This is a genomic window from Methylacidimicrobium sp. AP8 (assembly GCF_903064525.1).
Classification (GTDB): domain Bacteria; phylum Verrucomicrobiota; class Verrucomicrobiia; order Methylacidiphilales; family Methylacidiphilaceae; genus Methylacidimicrobium.
The window spans coordinates 1,950,866-1,966,512 of record NZ_LR797830.1 but is presented as its reverse complement, the minus strand read 5'-3'; the positions used below and the strand labels follow the sequence as shown (position 1 = coordinate 1,966,512).

Annotated in this window: 13 protein-coding genes; 8 read left to right on the top strand and 5 right to left on the bottom strand. The window is 63.0% G+C overall.

All coding sequences use genetic code 11. The features are described from left to right. Positions 1-316 precede the first annotated feature (316 nt). The gene (gene sixA, locus MTHMO_RS09155; RefSeq protein WP_202214504.1) at positions 317-856 is read left to right on the top strand and encodes a phosphohistidine phosphatase SixA; all 540 of its coding nucleotides are present in this window, start codon (positions 317-319) and stop codon (positions 854-856) included. Between the two features lie 14 nt (positions 857-870). On the opposite strand, the gene MTHMO_RS11280 is transcribed toward sixA, so the two are convergent. Together MTHMO_RS11280 and MTHMO_RS11275 are read right to left on the bottom strand one after the other, a co-directional pair. Next, positions 871-1,263, bottom strand: coding sequence for a transposase (locus tag MTHMO_RS11280; RefSeq protein ID WP_370568365.1), 393 nt, complete (start codon positions 1,261-1,263; stop codon positions 871-873). Next, positions 1,178-1,666, bottom strand: a complete 489-nt coding sequence (locus tag MTHMO_RS11275; RefSeq protein WP_370568366.1) for a hypothetical protein — start codon at positions 1,664-1,666, stop codon at positions 1,178-1,180. Before MTHMO_RS11275 ends, MTHMO_RS11280 begins: the two co-directional genes overlap by 86 nt. Before the next feature lie 443 nt (positions 1,667-2,109). Between MTHMO_RS11275 and MTHMO_RS09145 the strand changes: the two genes are divergently transcribed. From MTHMO_RS09145 to MTHMO_RS11040, 4 genes are all read left to right on the top strand, one after another. Beyond that, entirely contained in the window at positions 2,110-3,297 is a 1,188-nt protein-coding gene (locus tag MTHMO_RS09145) for an SMI1/KNR4 family protein (RefSeq protein ID WP_202214503.1), read from the top strand. 3 nt (positions 3,298-3,300) lie between these two features. Continuing rightward, positions 3,301-4,224, top strand: a complete 924-nt coding sequence (locus tag MTHMO_RS09140) for a hypothetical protein (RefSeq protein ID WP_202214502.1) — start codon at positions 3,301-3,303, stop codon at positions 4,222-4,224. Further along, positions 4,113-5,207 carry a hypothetical protein gene (locus tag MTHMO_RS09135; RefSeq protein WP_202214501.1) on the top strand — a complete coding sequence of 365 codons (1,095 nt, stop codon included), beginning with the start codon at positions 4,113-4,115 and terminating at the stop codon, positions 5,205-5,207. The genes MTHMO_RS09140 and MTHMO_RS09135 overlap by 112 nt, the downstream gene beginning before the upstream one ends. A 765-nt stretch (positions 5,208-5,972) precedes the next feature. Further along, a complete protein-coding gene (locus tag MTHMO_RS11040) occupies positions 5,973-6,191 on the top strand; it encodes a hypothetical protein (RefSeq protein WP_237394869.1) in 219 nt (72 codons plus the stop codon). On the opposite strand, the gene MTHMO_RS09125 is transcribed toward MTHMO_RS11040, so the two are convergent. The 3 genes from MTHMO_RS09125 to MTHMO_RS09115 all read right to left on the bottom strand — a co-directional run bounded on the left by MTHMO_RS09125 (position 6,163) and on the right by MTHMO_RS09115 (position 11,456). Then, positions 6,163-8,202 carry an alpha-amylase/4-alpha-glucanotransferase domain-containing protein gene (locus MTHMO_RS09125; protein WP_202214499.1) on the bottom strand — a complete coding sequence of 680 codons (2,040 nt, stop codon included), beginning with the start codon at positions 8,200-8,202 and terminating at the stop codon, positions 6,163-6,165. The genes MTHMO_RS11040 and MTHMO_RS09125 overlap by 29 nt on opposite strands. Then, positions 8,190-10,349, bottom strand: a complete 2,160-nt coding sequence (locus MTHMO_RS09120; protein ID WP_202214498.1) for a glycoside hydrolase family 57 protein — start codon at positions 10,347-10,349, stop codon at positions 8,190-8,192. Before MTHMO_RS09120 ends, MTHMO_RS09125 begins: the two co-directional genes overlap by 13 nt. An 81-nt stretch (positions 10,350-10,430) precedes the next feature. Then, positions 10,431-11,456, bottom strand: coding sequence for a DUF4931 domain-containing protein (locus MTHMO_RS09115; protein WP_202214497.1), 1,026 nt, complete (start codon positions 11,454-11,456; stop codon positions 10,431-10,433). A 287-nt stretch (positions 11,457-11,743) separates the two neighbouring features. Here MTHMO_RS09115 and tgt point away from each other — a divergent pair, with 287 nt between their 5' ends. Genes tgt through secD form a run of 3 tightly spaced genes read left to right on the top strand, consistent with a single transcriptional unit; the run spans position 11,744 to position 15,586 of the window. After that, positions 11,744-12,892: a tRNA guanosine(34) transglycosylase Tgt gene (tgt, locus tag MTHMO_RS09110; RefSeq protein WP_202214901.1), complete on the top strand. Its 1,149-nt coding sequence runs from the start codon at positions 11,744-11,746 to the stop codon at positions 12,890-12,892. Between the two features lie 3 nt (positions 12,893-12,895). Beyond that, positions 12,896-13,249 carry a preprotein translocase subunit YajC gene (yajC, locus tag MTHMO_RS09105; RefSeq protein WP_237394868.1) on the top strand — a complete coding sequence of 118 codons (354 nt, stop codon included), beginning with the start codon at positions 12,896-12,898 and terminating at the stop codon, positions 13,247-13,249. 36 nt (positions 13,250-13,285) lie between these two features. Further along, positions 13,286-15,586: a protein translocase subunit SecD gene (gene secD / locus MTHMO_RS09100; protein ID WP_202214496.1), complete on the top strand. Its 2,301-nt coding sequence runs from the start codon at positions 13,286-13,288 to the stop codon at positions 15,584-15,586. Positions 15,587-15,647: the final 61 nt, after the last annotated feature.

Genomic DNA, 15,647 nt, shown 5'->3' with positions numbered 1-15,647 from the left:
AGGCGCCGCAGATGGGCTTGGATGCGAGACGTGGCGCAGGTTTTCCCCCGGAGCTGTAGGACGACATACGGCGAGGATGGCCAAAAACCCAAGCGAGAGCGAAGCAGACAAGCCCATCGTGCAAGCCGCAGGAGAAAGCTTGTGAGAAATGGCGGCTAGATGTGATCCAGCCCACATCCATGCGGCGGATGGGAATGTACCGACGCTTCCTCCCGGTTTCTCCGAACCAGGCCGTATCCGCTCTCCAAAGCCGCTGCCCTGGCTGAATCCCCAACATGCTCCCCAATCTCGTTCCCGGGCTAGAGATAATGGAGCGGTGAAGGATCGACCGATGCTTTCTTCCGTGCGCTCGCCGCGTTACGCTCTGCTCATGACTCTTTACTTTCTCCGTCATGCGACGGCTTCTCGCGAAGCGCCGACCGATGCCGAGCGTCCGCTGACCAAGGAAGGGCACCACGAAGCCCGTATTGCGGGAAAAGCGCTCCATCGACTCGGCACCGACCCGGACTTCCTCTGGTCTAGCCCCTTACTGCGCGGGCGTCAGACGGCGGAGATCGCCGCAGAAGGTTTTAGCCACCCGCCCGCTGTGGAAGTCAAGGGGGAGCTCGAGAACGATACGCCGACGGCGGAACTCCTTGCGCTGCTCAAACCCTTGCCGTCCGATTCCGAGGTAATCCTCGTCGGGCACATGCCGAGCCTCTCGGAGCATCTGGCCGCCCTACTCGGCGCGACCTCACCCGAGAACTTTTCCCTCGATAAAGGGGGAATCGCCGCCCTTCGTCTCGACACGATCCAACTCGGGAAGGCCGCCCTCCGCTTCCGTCTCCGGAACGAGCAGCTCGAGAAGATCGCCTGATCCGCTCTCCTTGGCTAGCCGCCTGTCGGGGTTAATGCGAGAGAGCCGCAATGGTTGCGAAACCTCCCTTCCGGGGTGGCAAGAATTTTCCTGCCGAAGCCCAAAAGGGCGGAAGTCGAGACCCCAAGCGGCGCGCCGAGGAGGGTGGAGAGCGAGGCGATGCTGGGAGATCCGGTAATCCCTCCTTGGCTAGGCCCGATTCGGCGTCCTCCCATAAGCTTCCAAAGGCGCTTGAAGTTGTACGCCAAGCAGACCAACGACCATTGGCCCTGGACTTTGGCTTGCCCGCGGAGCCGAAAGGCTCGGAAGCCGATCACCGATTTAATGAGGCCGAAGACCGGTTCGACGGTCTGCTTGCGTCGAGCATAAAGGCGGCGGCCTTCCGGGCTGGCGAGCTTCTCGGTCATCTTCTGTCTCGACGGAGCAGTATACGCCACGGGGTTCTCCCGACGACGATCGGCGGGTCGGAACTCGTATCGCCTGTTCGCCATTGGCATAACCGGTGTCCACCAGCACCGCACGGAGCCGACCGGCTTCCGTAGGAATGGCCCGCCCGTCGGCTTCCAACTCGCCGATGTCGTTGGCGCAGACGCTCACCCGAGCCGAAAGCACCAAGGCATTCCCGTCCGCATCGACAGCCGCCTGCGCATGGTAGCTCTGTTCCAAGGCTTCGTTCCGACTCTTGCGCATCAGCCGGCTCTCGCGATCGGTCAGGTTGGCTTGCTCCTCCGCCCCAGGCTTCTCCTCCGGAAGGTGGAGGTGCCGGCCTTTGGCGCTCCCCTTGCGCGCTTCCCGTTCTTCTACCTTCAAAGATCCCGTTGGCGTAGCAGTAAATCAAAAGCGAGAGCCTCATCGAGGGCGGATACTGCGCGTCCCCGGTCCCGCGCACGTTCACTCGAAATCCCCGCAGATCCATCCTCTCCACCGCCTCGATGACAAAATGCACCAAGTCGTCCTCATCCACCCAATTCCGCAGGTCCTCGGGCAAAAGCATCGGCGTCATCCGATCCACCGGCACAAATCGCTCAGCCATGCCCTCTTTTCCCCTATTCCAGAGGGAAAAGGAAAGTCCGACAGGCGGCTAAGGAGCTGAAACCAAGGAAGCGGACGATACCTCTTCCTCCGCTTGGGAGATTTGGCCGGAGAAAGTAAGAAATACTGGAGCTGAACCGGGCCTCCTTTATCCTTGAACGCCGGAGCGATGAGGAGCGGATTTCCGCGTAGGGATAGAAAGAAAAGGAAAGGAGTAGACGATGCACCCCATCGACCCCACAGACCCGCTGAACCTTCCCCCGCTTGAAGGATTCAAGTGGGTGGAACTGGAGAAGCGGGATTGGGACCATCCCCGGTTCTTTCCGCCGGCCAAGCCCGAGACGATTGAGGCGGCCAAGGAGTGGTGCGCCCGGGAGCTGGGCTTTCCGCTCCCCGACTTCTATGTCGAGGCTTTAAAGCAATCCAACGGCTATCCGTTCTGGGGCGGGAAATTTTTGCTCTATCCCGAGCCCGGCCATCCGGGGTTTTTGGAGTGGGAGAGCGTTGTGCGCCAAAACCGGCGTTTTCGGACAAGGCGGAGGCCCTGGCGGATCGCTTCCCACTTCTTTGTCTTCGGCCGCTTTTGGAAAGAAAACTACCTCGCCTACGATACCCGGAAGGGGAGCATTCATCTCTTTTCCCCGCTCTTTGCCCTTGAGGACGCCTCGACGGCGCTGGTCAGCTTTCCCGATCCGGGCTCCTTCATCGAGCGCATCGTGCCGAGACCTCGGAGGGAGGGGGATCCGGTCCATAAGCTAGCCATGAGCCTCGATCCGGAGATCGAGCGCCGGCTTCTGGCCGAGCGGCGCCCGCAAGCCCGCTTCGATCCGACCAGCCTGCCGGTTTTGCAAGCGGCGATGGCGGACGCAGATGACTGGCCTCCCATCCCAGCGAGTCCTGAGGCGATTGAGGAGGCGATCGCGGAGGCTCCCCGCCGGCTTAACGGTTATCCCCTCCCGCTCTTCTACCGGGATCTCCTCCCCTATTACAATGGGTTGGATCTGTTCGGTGGGCTCATCTACTGCATCCAGGACAAGCGCTCTCCGGTCGAGTGGATACGAACGGGGACCAAGCGCCCTCGGTACTACCACACCTGCTTCCTCTTCTCCTGGAATGACAACCTCCATGAGCTCGATCACGCCGACTACGGACGCGGCTCTCTCAGCATGGATAAGAGGGGGGTCAACCCCGAGTTCTTCTGCTTTGGGGGAGGCGTGGCGGACGAATGGGTCGAATATTGGATCTACGATCCCCGCACGGCGACCTTTCACATGTTTTATAACGATGACGATCTCTCCAGCATCGCAGGGGCATCGGTAAGCTCGCCCGACTTCGAGACCTTCATCCGGGACATGCACGACGATATGCAGCTCCCCGTGCCGGAGGAAGAGGGAGAGGGAAAGGAGTAGGCCATGAACCTTACTCCGCTTACCGGATTTCGGTGGCAGGAACTGGAAAGGCGGGATCCAAACCGGGTCGAACCTAACGCGGAGGGAAGGCCCGTGAGCTGGCGCAAGCACTTCCTCGAGCGCCAGCAGACGCCGCAATTCTGGGCCGAGCTCCGGGACTACCACAAGGACCGGCTCGAGGAGGCGGGGCTCCTGGAGCAAGTGGAGCGGTTGGCCAGGCATCGATCCAAAGGAAAGAAATACGGCCCGGGTCTCATCAACCCTCAGGGAATCCCCTACAGCCTCCATCACCGGGTGCCGGGTTCCTTGGCGGGCGAGTGGAAGCATGAGCAGATCAACCATGTCGGGAACCTCCTCGTAATTCCGGGCAGGGCGCACAGCGCCTTCGACGATGCGATCTACGCCCCGGTGACGGAGATCCTCAAGCCGGGCCAAAAGATATGGGTGCCGACCGCGGAGCGGGAGTCCCTGTCGTTCTATGATCGGTTCAACGGCAGGATCCTAAGCCTCGAAGAGGAGCTCCGTCCCTTGGAGGCCATAACCAAGAATCCCGCCCCAAGGCTAGCCACCACGGGGCTCAAGGCCCGGGAGTTGCCGGGGGTGGCCAAGGAGAACCCGAGGTATCCCAAGCTGCGCGAGATGGGTCGCAAGGCTCCCGGCGAGCTTAACAAGCTCATATCTCGCACCGCGGAGCAGTTTAAGAGTCTCACGGGGGAGGCTTGGCGCCATCTTCTTCCGGAGCGGGAGAGCCTGCTGGGAAGGGCGGGGGCGCTCCTCCGGGGATCTTTGGCCGGGGAAGTGCCCTCGAATCGGGGATGGCCGCTTTCCAGGAGGCGAAGGAGGCGGGGCGGGAGTTCCGGGAGGGGAAGCTTGCCGAAGCCGGGCGGGACGGGCTCCGGGCGGTGGGCTCGGCGGCCTACGCCTTGACACCGGCGGTGGCGCTTTTCCGCACGTCCGCGATGATGGTGTTCAAGCGGCTTCCGGTGATCGGGGCCGTCGCCGGTTTTGCCGAGGCGGGCTACGACGCTTACCAGGCGCTCCGGTGTGCCCCTCGGGAAGGGAGAGGAAGCGGGCGTCCGGCTGCGGCAGGCTCTCTGGCGGGGAGCGGGAGCCGCGGGCAACTTGGCCCTATCGGCGGCCGGACCATGGGGATGGCGGGCGCCTTCGCCGTTTCGGCCCTCACCGAGCGGGAGGCGGCCGGGATCGAGCGGATGTCTGCAATGGCCAAGGATGGCGTCGAGGAAAGCGGCCGCATTCGGGGGATCGAGGCTTGCGGGGAGGAGGGAAGGAGCCGGAAGGGGGGAGAGGAGGTGTCCCCGGCCAAAGAGCGGGAGATCGGGAAGTCTCCGGATTCGGGGCATTCGGTCGAGTCCTTGAACAACGGGAAACCGGAGGAGCCGTCCGCAAGAGGATTCTTCGGAGAGGCGCCCGGCCGCTGGGCGCCGCGACCATCGCGGGCGCTTGCCGAGGAGGAGGAAGCCATAGCGGATTCGGCTTCCGTTCCGGGCGCAAGGGTCGCTCCGAAGCTGCCGCAGAGCTCGGAGCCGGGCCGGGTGGGCCCCGCTTTCGGGATGGCCGCTCCCGATCGGGGGAACCAGAGGGCCAAGGGAAAGGCCGCCCAAGAGCCGACTCCGGTCTCTCCCGAGGAAGCAAGGGAGCGCGCCATCCAGCAGATGGTCGCAAGCTTCCGACTCCACCCTTGGGTTAAGGACACTCCGGAGCTCCAGAAGATGCGGGAGGACCTCTGCCGCTTCGTCTATCCCATCATGGAGGAAAAGCGGCGCAAGGGTGAGCTTCCGCCGGAGAGGGAAGAGAAGCCCAAGAGCAGTCCGAGCCCTTCTCCCTCGGTCAACCCGGTTTATTCCTTCTGCCGGGAGCGCCCACCAACTTCGCGCGGGCAGGAGCGGTAGGCCGCTTCTCCGGGGAACAAAAGCCAATCCGTCCGCTGCCGCGCGGCTCGGCCACCCGGGAGCGGGACCGGATCAACTTCCTTGAAGACCGAACGATGGCTCTTGGCATAGCCTTCGGAGCGTCTCTCCGAGCTGTTCGATTCCCGCCTGAAGCTCGTCCTCCGTGATCGTGAGCGGGGGGGCGACGAGCAAGCACGTTATGCTGGCAAAAAAGATAGACTCCCCGCGAGAGAAGCTGCTGCTGGAGCCAGCGGACTTCCGGCGAAGGCGGCTTGTGCCACAGGGAGAGCGGTTCGCCCGAGACGGGTGCCGGCATCTCAAGCGGGGGGGATGCGAAGCGCTTTTTTCGGCCGCCTTGTGTTGGCTGCCCGGCGACAGAAGCGCAAGCATGGCATGGCGTTGCGGGTCGAACCTGGTGGGATAGCCAACCTGACCCGCTCGCACGGGCAGGTCTGATCCCATAACAGGAAGTCAGCCGACTGCGACCCCCCAGATCAGGGAACCACGAAGATCTTGCCGGTGTAGGGGCAGCGCACCTCGGTCCCCGGAGGGAAGCCACGAACGTCGACAAGCCCAGCGTCCGGCGCATAAGGACTCTTCACGTACCCGGGCTTTCCTTCGATAGGAAGGCCTTTAGGATAGCGTGTAGCGGTCGCAGATGACCCTGCCGGGGCCTGGCCCTCCTGACCCCATGGCTTATATTGCCCAGTGGCCGGTGTTTGGCTCGAAGAAGTTCCGGAAGAAGAGCCGGCGCTGCTTGGCGGATTGGCGGCGGTCGATTCGGGCTGGTTCGCTGGCTGCGGCATCGACCCCGAGCTGGCACCGGAAGCCTCGCCGCTCTTTATCTTCTTGGAATGGGAGGCGCAACCGAACACGAAGAAGCTGAAGCTCAGTGAAACCAGAAAGATTTTTTTCATCTCTTTGGGCAGGAGAGTAGTGGGAAGGCATTCCGAGATCAATCATGGAGATGGTGAAAGCGAGTGAAAATTGTAAACACTTGCTTTTCCCCCGATGGCAGATGGAGGGGCCAGACGATCCCGAGAGCCGATCCCTGATAATTGTATTCGAACTGCCCGTTGGCGTATCCGATCGTGTAAACGGGATAGTGCCAAAGAGTCGACGGTCCTTCGGGGAGCACCCACTCCCAGCGCAGCGATCGGGTCTGGTCGACGAGCTCCCACGACTGAATCCCGCCGCGCTCGAAAAGGAGACCGCAGGGGAGCCGATCTTCGCCCATCGCGATGAACCGCTGCGGTCCTTCCGGAGCGAGAAGGGTATAATTCGCCTCGCAGACGAAGTGAAGATCGAGCGGGAGTTCGCTCTCGTTGGTGATCGTATACTGCACCCGGAGGCAATCGGGCTCTTCGAGCTCAAAAAGCTTCCGACAGCGCAGCGGCCTCCGCTCCTGGTCGAAATACACCCCGCCCTCCCGCTCCAGCAGCAGCCGCCGTGCCGGCCCCTCCTCCACGAGCGAGAGGATCCTGTAGGGAAGATTGATGAAATCGCCGCGTTCGATGTAGGACTCGTTTCCGAAATCAGGGAAGGATGTTTGCTCGGGGACGAAGTGCTCCTGGAATAGGTGGCGCCGGTGCCAGTCGACGATCGGCTCCGACGGGGGGGGCTCCGGAAAGACTTTGGCGTAGCGACGCAAGGTGTTGGCCACGTTGTACCGGGTGGGAAGGAACGCCAGCTCCACCAGCGACCCGCCGTAGTCCGGATCGACGACCGCCCGGCAGGTCCGCGTGCGCAGGATCACCTCGGGTTCGCGGTCGGCGTCGAGGTCCGCCTGCTCCGTCGCCGGGCAGGAGGAAGCTTCTTCGAGATCCTGTTCGATCCCGATCAGCCGCCGGTAGACCGCATCCCGCAGATAGTTGGCGAAGAGCCCGCCGCTCAGGGCATGCCAATAGGGGGTATGCTCCTGCGCGGCAAGGAGGCTGTCGTAGGCTGGCGCGTTTTGCCCGTCCGGAAGGCTGCGAAGGCGGCGGCTGACCGACAGCATCTTGTTGTGCATCCAGTTCGCCTCGGAATATTTGGCCAGAAATTGCTGCCAGGCCCCGCCGTGCAGGAAGCGGAAGAAGCGATCGGCATCGAATCGGTGGGAGAGGTCTTCTTGCACGGCGAAGTACGCTCGACTCGCCGCTGCGGGCAGCGCGTAGCCTTCGAGATCGGTTCGCGCGCCGGACGCTAAGAAGACGGCTGGCCATCTTCCCGCGGCCGCCTCGCCCGGAGTCTCCGTGGACAAGCGCTCCGACTGGTTTTCCAGATAAACCAGCCACTGCTCGAGAACGGCGTCTTCGTAAAATCTCTGAAAAGTGGAAGGCCAGAACCCGAAGGCTTCCGCGCTCTGGGCGAGAACCAGCGTCTGCGGCTCCGGACGGTGGCAGAGCTGAACGAGCGCGGCGTGAATCTCGGGAATGGACCGAAAGGGGATCTCCGCCGAAAGGCGGGAAGCGAACGGGAGGACAACGACGGTGGAGGAGAGGTGGCTGGTCAGAAACGGGTGGCAAAGTTCCGCCGGCTCGAGGCCCGCCCGCTGCAGCAAACGGTCTTCGAGCAGAACATAATCGTAGCCTGTTTCGCAAAGAAGCTTGGGGAACCAAGGCTCCCAGACGGATTCGGGGAGCCACGCGCCCCTGGGCACGACCTGAAAACGGCTTTGGATCCATTCGGCCATTTTGCGTAGTTGCGCCTTGGCGTCCGAAACCGGAATCATGCTCCAGATCGGCTCGTAGAAGCCGCCGCCCAGCAGCTCGACTTGATTGCGGGAGATGATTCCGCCCAGCTTTACCAGCAGCTCGGGCTCTTCCCGTTCCAGATAAAGGAGAAATCCGCCGGAAAAGTGGAGGCCCATCCGGATCCGCGGATGGCGCTCCAGGGCATCCAAAAAGGGGCGGCAGACCCGGTCGAGAAAGCGACGGAAAGTTTCGGGGAAGTTGTCCAAGGGCTGGTGAAAGTGGACGACCCAAACCAGCCGCAGCGGGTTTAGACGAACCATTGGCGGGCTTCGAAGTCCTTGGACGGAAAAGTAAAATCGATCGTCCCCCGTTCCGGGTAGCGTTCCAAAACGAGCCGTTCGCGCAGCAGGCGGACAAAAAAGCTGACCGAGTCGTTTGCTTTCCATCCGAGAGAGGCTGTCGGCACCATGAGGACGAAAAAATCCCTCCACGCGGCAATGCCCCGTTCATCGACGGGAGTGAAACGCACGGCGTCTTCGGAGCGCTCCGTGCGAACCTTCCAGGAGCCGGACGGTTGCAGCGCGGCCGTCACCCGGCGGATTTGGGGGGCCAGGAACTCGACTTCGATTTCCTCCGGGCAGGCCGTCAAATCGAGCCGCAAATAGAAGCGCTCCTCGTCGAAGCCAAAATACAGCTTCTGGGCCAGCCGGTTCATTTGGAACATCGCACTCTGTTGGACCCCAACATCGACGGTGCCCGCCCCCACCCAGTCGAAGAAATTATCCAATCGGCCGGTCAGTTGAGGGTGGATGTACAGCCTGGGAGCCGTATAAGGCGTGGGAGCGGCCGGCGCGCAGATGGGAAACTCGAGATAGGGCGGCGGAGAAAATCCGAGGACACGATAGACGTTCTGCAGATGGGTCCGGAAGATCTCATCGAAAAGAAGGTCGGCGTCGGTAGAGAAGTCGGGCCCATACCACCAGAACCAGTCGCTGCCCTCGGCCGCATAGAGCGACCGCATCGCCGCCGCGGTCCGGTCCGCAGGCAGCGCTCCCTCCTCGCCCAAGCGGCGCAGGAATTGGCGGGTCCGACCAAGCCACTCCCAGGCGCGGTTCTCCTCGGCATCGCCGATCCAGATGTCGAAATCGGCATTGATCCAGGAGCCGGTATGGAGCGCCCGCAGCTCGGCCTTGGGAGCAAAATGGTCGAAATAGTCGGTCGGCCGGGTGGTGCGGAGCCGGCTGTGCGTCGTGAGCCCTCCGTAGAGAGACGAGAGAAACCGCTCGCCGCCGTCCGGGAATGCCTCCCACGCGTTCTCGCCGTCGAGGGCGATCAAGAGCGCCGCCTCCGGCGAGCCTGCCACGTCGCAAATATGCTCGAAATGATGCAGAAGATAGTTGGCCGCTTGGTCGGGGGGGTTTTGCGAGGCGCGGAAGCCGATGAAATCCGACAACGGCCTTTCGCGGAAGAGGGCCGATAGCGCGGCTCCGCCCCAGCTCACTGCCCATCCTTGGAAGAGGACCATGTGATCGACTCCTTTTCCCCTCCAGTACGGATCGAGCTCCAAGCTGCGGAAGAGGATGGCCTCGTCGGTGAAAAAATAGTCGAAGCCCGCCTCGCGAAAGAAGGGAATTAGCTCGGGAGCCACCGATCCCTCCGAGGGCCAGATTCCGCGCGCCGGGGCTCCGAAAAGCTCCCGCATCTTCTCCTGGGCGAGCGCGAGCTGGCTCCGCACGTCTTCCGGGGCGGAAAATTGCGGTGGAAGGTTGACGTGCGGCATCGAGCGGCGAGCCAGGTTGGTGTCCAAGAGAAGCGGGAGGATCGGATGGCAATAGGGGGAGGTCGTAATCTCGATCTGGCCCCGTTCGGCGGCCGACCGGTAGCGCGAGAGCACCGAGCGAACGATCTGGCGGTGGAGATCGAGAAGCCGGTTTTTTTGTTCTTCGGTGAAGCCGCGTCCCTGCGCCCGCAGCTCCTGGAGGAATGGGTAGGCCCGGCAGGCCGCAAAGCCGCACCAGGCCAGGTTGTAGAGCGTCTGCAGGTCGCGATAGTCCTGAGCCGAGAAGAGGCCGGTCAATTCCGCCAGGTTGTTGAAATTGACGATGCGGCCGCGCCGGTTGAGCAGCTCCCAATAGCGAGGAAAGGGGCGAATGAGCGTATCGAAATTGGCGCGGAAGAAGTGCTCGAGGATCTTCTCCTTCTGGCCCTGCGTCAGGTCCTCCGCCCGTATGCGGCTCCATGCCTCGCAGTCGTCGATGACTTTGCCCTCGCCCAGCTCGACGAGCTGCTCGAGCAAAACCGGAGTGAAGTTGAAAGCGACTCGAAGGCTGGGGAAGCGGTCGACCATCTCGATCATATCGAAGTAGCTATGGACCGAGTGGAGCCGGACCCAGGGCATGCGGGCTCTGCCGCTCAGCCGGTCGACGTAGTCCGGCTGGTGCATGTGCCAAAGGAGGATGATATTCATCGAGAAGCACCTATGGCCCGCTCTCGCGGAACTTTCCGGAAGGTAGTGTGGCTGACTTTCGGATCCGAGGGAAGCCCCATCCTATGATTCCACGCAGACCCGCCGGAGAAAGTCCGCCGCCTCTTCCGGAAAGGTCGTGTTGATGTAAAATCCGGTGCCGTATTCGAATCCCGCGGTCTGCGCCAAGCGTGGAAGAATCTCGATATGCCAGCGGAACTCGACTTCGGGAGGGATGGCCTCCCGCCAGCGGGAGGGATGAAAGGGTGCTGTCTGCAGGATCATGTTGTAAGCCGGGTTCTGCAAGCCTTTCCGAATGCGGCGTAGCACGTGGCGGAGCACTTCGGCCAGCAGACCGAGATGGAAGTCATCGAGCGCATGGAAGTGGGCGGCGGGAAACTTCGGCAGAATCCACGTTTCGAAAGGAAACCGGCTGGCCCAGGGACAAAAAGAGACGAACGCCGAATTCTCGTAGACCAACCGCTCGCGCGATTTCAGCTCGGCTTGCAGGACGTCGGCGAAGAGGCTGCGTTCCTTAAGCTCGAAATGGGACCGGGAGGTCGCCAGCAGCTCCTCGACGACTCGCGGAACGACCGGGAGGGCGATCAGCTGGGAATGGGGATGCCGCAGGGAGGCTCCGGCGAGCAGGCCGACGTTCTTGAAAAGGAGGATGTAGCGGAAGCGGACGTCCTGAATCAGATCGATGATCCGCGCCCGGTAGGCCCGGAGCACGTCGGTCACCCCTTCTACGGACTGGTCTTCGAGCTCCTGATCCGGGTTCGGCGTCTCGATGATGACTTCATGGGCTCCGATCCCATTCATCTGGTCGTAGATACCGATCCCCTCGGGCAGCAGCTCCCCTTCGATGCGGAGGGCCGGGAACCGGTTGGGGACCACCCGGACCGTCCAGCCCGGGGAGTTCGGCGGTCCTCCGCCCGGCCGGATCGCGAAGACTTCGTGCGGGGTCAAGCTTTCCTTGCCGGCCACGAACGGAGAGGCTGTATGCGACGGCTCGGGCGGGGGCGGATAGTCGATCGGACGCTGCTTGCGTTCGGGAGCAAACACAACCCATCGCTTGGGAAAAAGGGGTTCTCGGCGAAGTTGCGGCATAAAGAGATGCGATGGCCTTGGTCGTTCCGCCCCGCGGGGCGAAGTTCCCCGAAAAAGGTTGCGAGAGTTCTCTTCTATGGGAAAGAGTAGGTCCGCTCAACGATAAAGGGGAATGGCCGACGATCTTTTTCAGCCGGCGCCGCGGCCTCTACCTCAGCTGCGGGGCCGATCGCCAGCCCGCCCGGGCGGCCATTGCGGGCTCGGGTGTCGGAGGACCCCGGCTGCCGCCCGTTTCGTTCCTTCCCGCCGGCATGGTCTGCGGTGCTGAGGCCTCGTTCTCGTCCGAGATGAACTTTCGCCTGCTCGTTCCCCCCGGAACAAGTTCGGCTCGGGCCGGACTGCTCACCACGGGCCATGGCTTGGTGCGCACTCCGGCATTCCTGCCCGTGGGCACCCGAGGGACGGTCAAGGGTGTGCTGCCCCGCGACCTTCTCGACCTGGGTGCGGAGATGATCCTCTGCAATACCTACCACCTGCTCCTCCGGCCCGGCATCCAGGCGTTGCGCGATCTCGGAGGGTTGCACCGGTTTCTGGGATGGCCAGGAAGCATCCTCACGGACAGTGGCGGTTACCAGGTCTTCAGCCTCTCTTCCCTTCGGCACGTGGACGACCGGGGCGTAGCCTTTCGGTCTCACTTGGACGGGAGCGCCCTTTTTCTTTCCCCCGAACTGGCGATCGAGCTCCAGCTGGTCGCCGGCAGCGATCTGGTGATGAGCCTGGATGAATGCCCCCCCTGGCCCGCTTCCGCCAGCGTCCTCGAACAAGCGGTGCGGCGGACGGTGGATTGGGCGGCGAAGGGAAAGGCGGCGTGGACTCGCCTTCGGGAATCAGATCCGGCGCTTCCCACTCCCGAAGCCGGGCTCTTCGGCATCGTGCAAGGAGGAGCCGATGCCAAGCTCCGGGCGCTCTGCGCGGAGGAGCTGGCGGCGATCGGCTTCGATGGATTTGCCATCGGGGGGGTTAGCGTAGGGGAACCGGCGGAGGAAGCGGTGCGCACCGTCGCAGATACGGTCGTCCATCTGGACAGGCTCCGGCCACGCTACGTGATGGGGGTGGGGGAGCCGTGGCAGGTTGTCGAGATGGTGAATCTGGGCGTCGACCTCTTCGACTGTGTCCTGCCCACGCGGCTGGCCAGGCACGGGGTCGTCTATACCGAAAGGGGGCGCCTTTCGCTCCGCAACGCCTCCTTCCGTCTCGACACGGCTCCCATCTCCCCCGAGTGCGGCTGCTATACCTGTCGGCATTTCCATCGCGCCTATCTCCGCCATCTACTGAAGTCGGAGGAAATGCTTGGCGTCATGCTCCTGTCGCTGCATAACCTGTATTTCTACTTTTCCCTAATGAAGGAAATACGAGCGGCGCTGGAGGCGGGGCGCTGGGAGGCTTTCCTTGCCGAGCAGAGGGCGCGTCGCAGGGAAGAGAAGGAAGGACAATAAATCATGGGCATAGAACTTTTCTGGATGGCCGCGGCGCAGGCGGGAGCGGAGGGGGGCCAAGCCGCCGGCCCGCCGCCGGAGGTGCCGGCTTTTTCGTCGCTGATTACGCTCGCGCTCATCTTTGGGGTTTTCTATTTCCTCTTGATTCGGCCCCAGCAGAAGGCCCGGAAGGAGCAAGAGCGCCTCATCGCCAGCGTGAAGACCGGAGACCGGGTAGTCACCAGCGGCGGGCTGCTGGGAACGGTGACAAACGTCAAGGATAAGACCGTGCTGATCCGGGTGGCGGAGAACGTCAAGGTCGAAGTGCTCAAATCGAGCCTTACTTCGGTCACGAAGGGGGAAGCGGAAGCCAAATAGCGCTCCGATCGGCTTGAGGAACGAGAGAAAAACACCATGCTGCTCTGGTCCTTCGCCACAGCGCTCTTTTTTCTCATCGCCTTGATCGGGTATTTCACCTCGACCGAGGAGCGAACGCGCCGGTGGGTGGGGCTCGTATCCATCGTCATGCTTCTGGCGAACGCGGGGCTTTCCCTTTTCCCGCTCGATAAATCGATCCGGCTCGGCCTCGATCTCAAAGGGGGAACCGCCTTTCTTCTCGAGCTGGAAGGTCAGCCTTCTCCCGGCGCGTTGGAGCAGGCTACGGCGGTGATCCGGAAACGGGTGGACAAGTTCGGCTTGTCCGAGCCGATCATCCAGCCGGTGGGCCGAAACCGGATCAGCGTCCAGATCCCCGGGTTGGCGGAAGCCGAAAAGAATGCGGCGCGTCAGCAGCTTTCTAAGGTGGCCAAGCTCGAGTTCAAGTTAGTGCATCCGCAGTCCGGGCAGCTGGTTGCGGAGATCCAGGCGGGTCGGGCACGGATCCCGCCCGACTACGAGCTGCTTCCCTTGGCGGCCGAGGAAGGAAAGGCCTCCGGCCAGCGGCAGATCCTTGTGAAGCGCAGAGCGGAGATGGGAGGGAAGTTCGTGCGGAGGGCGTATCGCGGGTTCGACGAGGTCGGCCGCCCCACCGTTGTGATCGAGTTCACCGATGAGGGCTCCCGTCGCTTCGGAGCGATCACGAGCAGCAACATCGGAAAGCAGCTGGCCATCGTGCTGGACGGTGAGGTGAAAAGCGCCCCCGTGATCCAATCGGCGATCTTCCGCAGCGCGGTGATCTCGGGGGGCAATATGAGCCCCAAGGAGGCGGAGAATTTGGCGAGCGTTCTGGAAAACCCCCTGGAAACTCCGGTCAGGCTCCTCGAGGAGCGGGGGGTCGACCCGTCGCTGGGGCGCGACTCGATCCTGAGCGGCGCGCGAGCGGGATTGACGGCCTTGGCGCTCGTCGTCCTCTTCATGGTGGCCTATTATCGACTAGCCGGCCTGGTTGCCGTCCTCGCCCTGGCCGTCAACCTCTTTTTGCTCTTCGGGTTCCTGGCGCAATTCCACTTCACGCTCACCCTTCCCGGACTGGCCGGAGTCATTTTGACGATCGGCATGGCCGTCGACGCCAACGTCCTGGTCTATGAACGAATGCGGGATGAGCTCGACGCGGGAAAGCCGCTCCGCCAAGCCGTGACCGCCGGCTTCGAACGCGCCTTCAGCGCGATCTTCGATTCGAACCTCACGGTGATCCTGGTCGCCTTGATCTTGATGTGGCTGGGGAGCGGACCTCTGCAAGGCTTCGCCGTCACGCTCGTTCTCGGCATTGCGGCGAATCTCTTCGCGGCTCTGGTGGTGACGCGGAATGCCTTCGAGTGGCTCCTGGCGAGTGGCTGGCTCCGGCGCCTTTCGATGATGCGGATTCTGACGCGCCCGAACTTTCCGTTCCTGGCCTGGCGGCGGACAGCCGGTGGGCTGGCCCTCGCGCTGCTGGCAGCCGGGATGGCCGCGTTTTTCCTCCGGAGCGATAAGCTCCTGGGAGTCGATTTCGTCGGTGGGGATTCCCTAACCGTCGGATACCGGCAGGCGGCACCCCTCCAGGAGGTCCGGGCGGCGCTGGAAGCGGCGGGCATCCATCCCAGCATGGTGCAATATGCGCACGAGTACCGGCAGCTCTCCTTGCAGACCCGCTACGGCGAAGGAGAGCGTGCCTTGCAGGTCCTGCAGAGCAAGCTCCCGGCGGCCGGATTTGCCAATGCCAGGCTTGATAGTGTCGGCCCTGTAGTGGGGGAGGAGCTCAAAGGGCGCGCCCTGCTGGCCCTTTCGCTGGGGCTGGCGGCGATCCTCTTCTATGTCACGATCCGCTACGAGTGGTCCTTTGCTGCCGCGGCGGCGCTCGGACAGCTCCATGACGTTTTCCTGGCCATAGGCTTTATGGCGATCCTGGGGCAGGAGTTCACCATGCCGCTGGTCGGCGCTTTCCTGACGATTCTCGGCTATTCGATCAACGAGAAGATCGTGATTTCCGACCGGGTCCGGGAAGCGGCCCGGCTGCGTTTGGCGGGCACATTCGCGGATCACGTCAACAGCGGCGTCAATTTGACCCTCGCCCGGACGCTGATCACGGGCGGCACCGTGCTGCTGGCCACCCTCTCCATGCTGCTGCTTGGGGGCCCGGTCATTTCCCCGTTTGCGCTGGCGATCCTCATCGGTGTGCTCGGCGGCATGTTCTCCTCCCACTTCCTTACCCCCGGGCTCATGTACTGGTTTCACGAGCTGCGCGGGAAAGGCGGCGGCCAGCCCGCGGCCGGGCGCCCGGCCGCCCAGAGCGCGTGAGCTCCGAAGACGTTCCGCTCGCACGCCCCTCGGCTGCGCGGCCTTCGAGCCGGAAAGCGGG

Coding starts and splice junctions, on each gene's coding strand:
- MTHMO_RS11280 (WP_370568365.1), bottom strand. CDS start 1,263: ATGACCGAGAAGCTCGCCAGCCCGGAAGGCCGCCGCCTTTATGCTCGA.
- MTHMO_RS09145 (WP_202214503.1), top strand. CDS start 2,110: ATGCACCCCATCGACCCCACAGACCCGCTGAACCTTCCCCCGCTTGAA.
- MTHMO_RS09140 (WP_202214502.1), top strand. CDS start 3,301: ATGAACCTTACTCCGCTTACCGGATTTCGGTGGCAGGAACTGGAAAGG.
- MTHMO_RS09135 (WP_202214501.1), top strand. CDS start 4,113: ATGGCCGCTTTCCAGGAGGCGAAGGAGGCGGGGCGGGAGTTCCGGGAG.
- MTHMO_RS09125 (WP_202214499.1), bottom strand. CDS start 8,202: ATGGTTCGTCTAAACCCGCTGCGGCTGGTTTGGGTCGTCCACTTTCAC.
- MTHMO_RS09120 (WP_202214498.1), bottom strand. CDS start 10,349: ATGAATATCATCCTCCTTTGGCACATGCACCAGCCGGACTACGTCGAC.
- MTHMO_RS09115 (WP_202214497.1), bottom strand. CDS start 11,456: ATGCCGCAACTTCGCCGAGAACCCCTTTTTCCCAAGCGATGGGTTGTG.
- tgt (WP_202214901.1), top strand. CDS start 11,744: ATGAACTTTCGCCTGCTCGTTCCCCCCGGAACAAGTTCGGCTCGGGCC.
- yajC (WP_237394868.1), top strand. CDS start 12,896: ATGGGCATAGAACTTTTCTGGATGGCCGCGGCGCAGGCGGGAGCGGAG.
- secD (WP_202214496.1), top strand. CDS start 13,286: ATGCTGCTCTGGTCCTTCGCCACAGCGCTCTTTTTTCTCATCGCCTTG.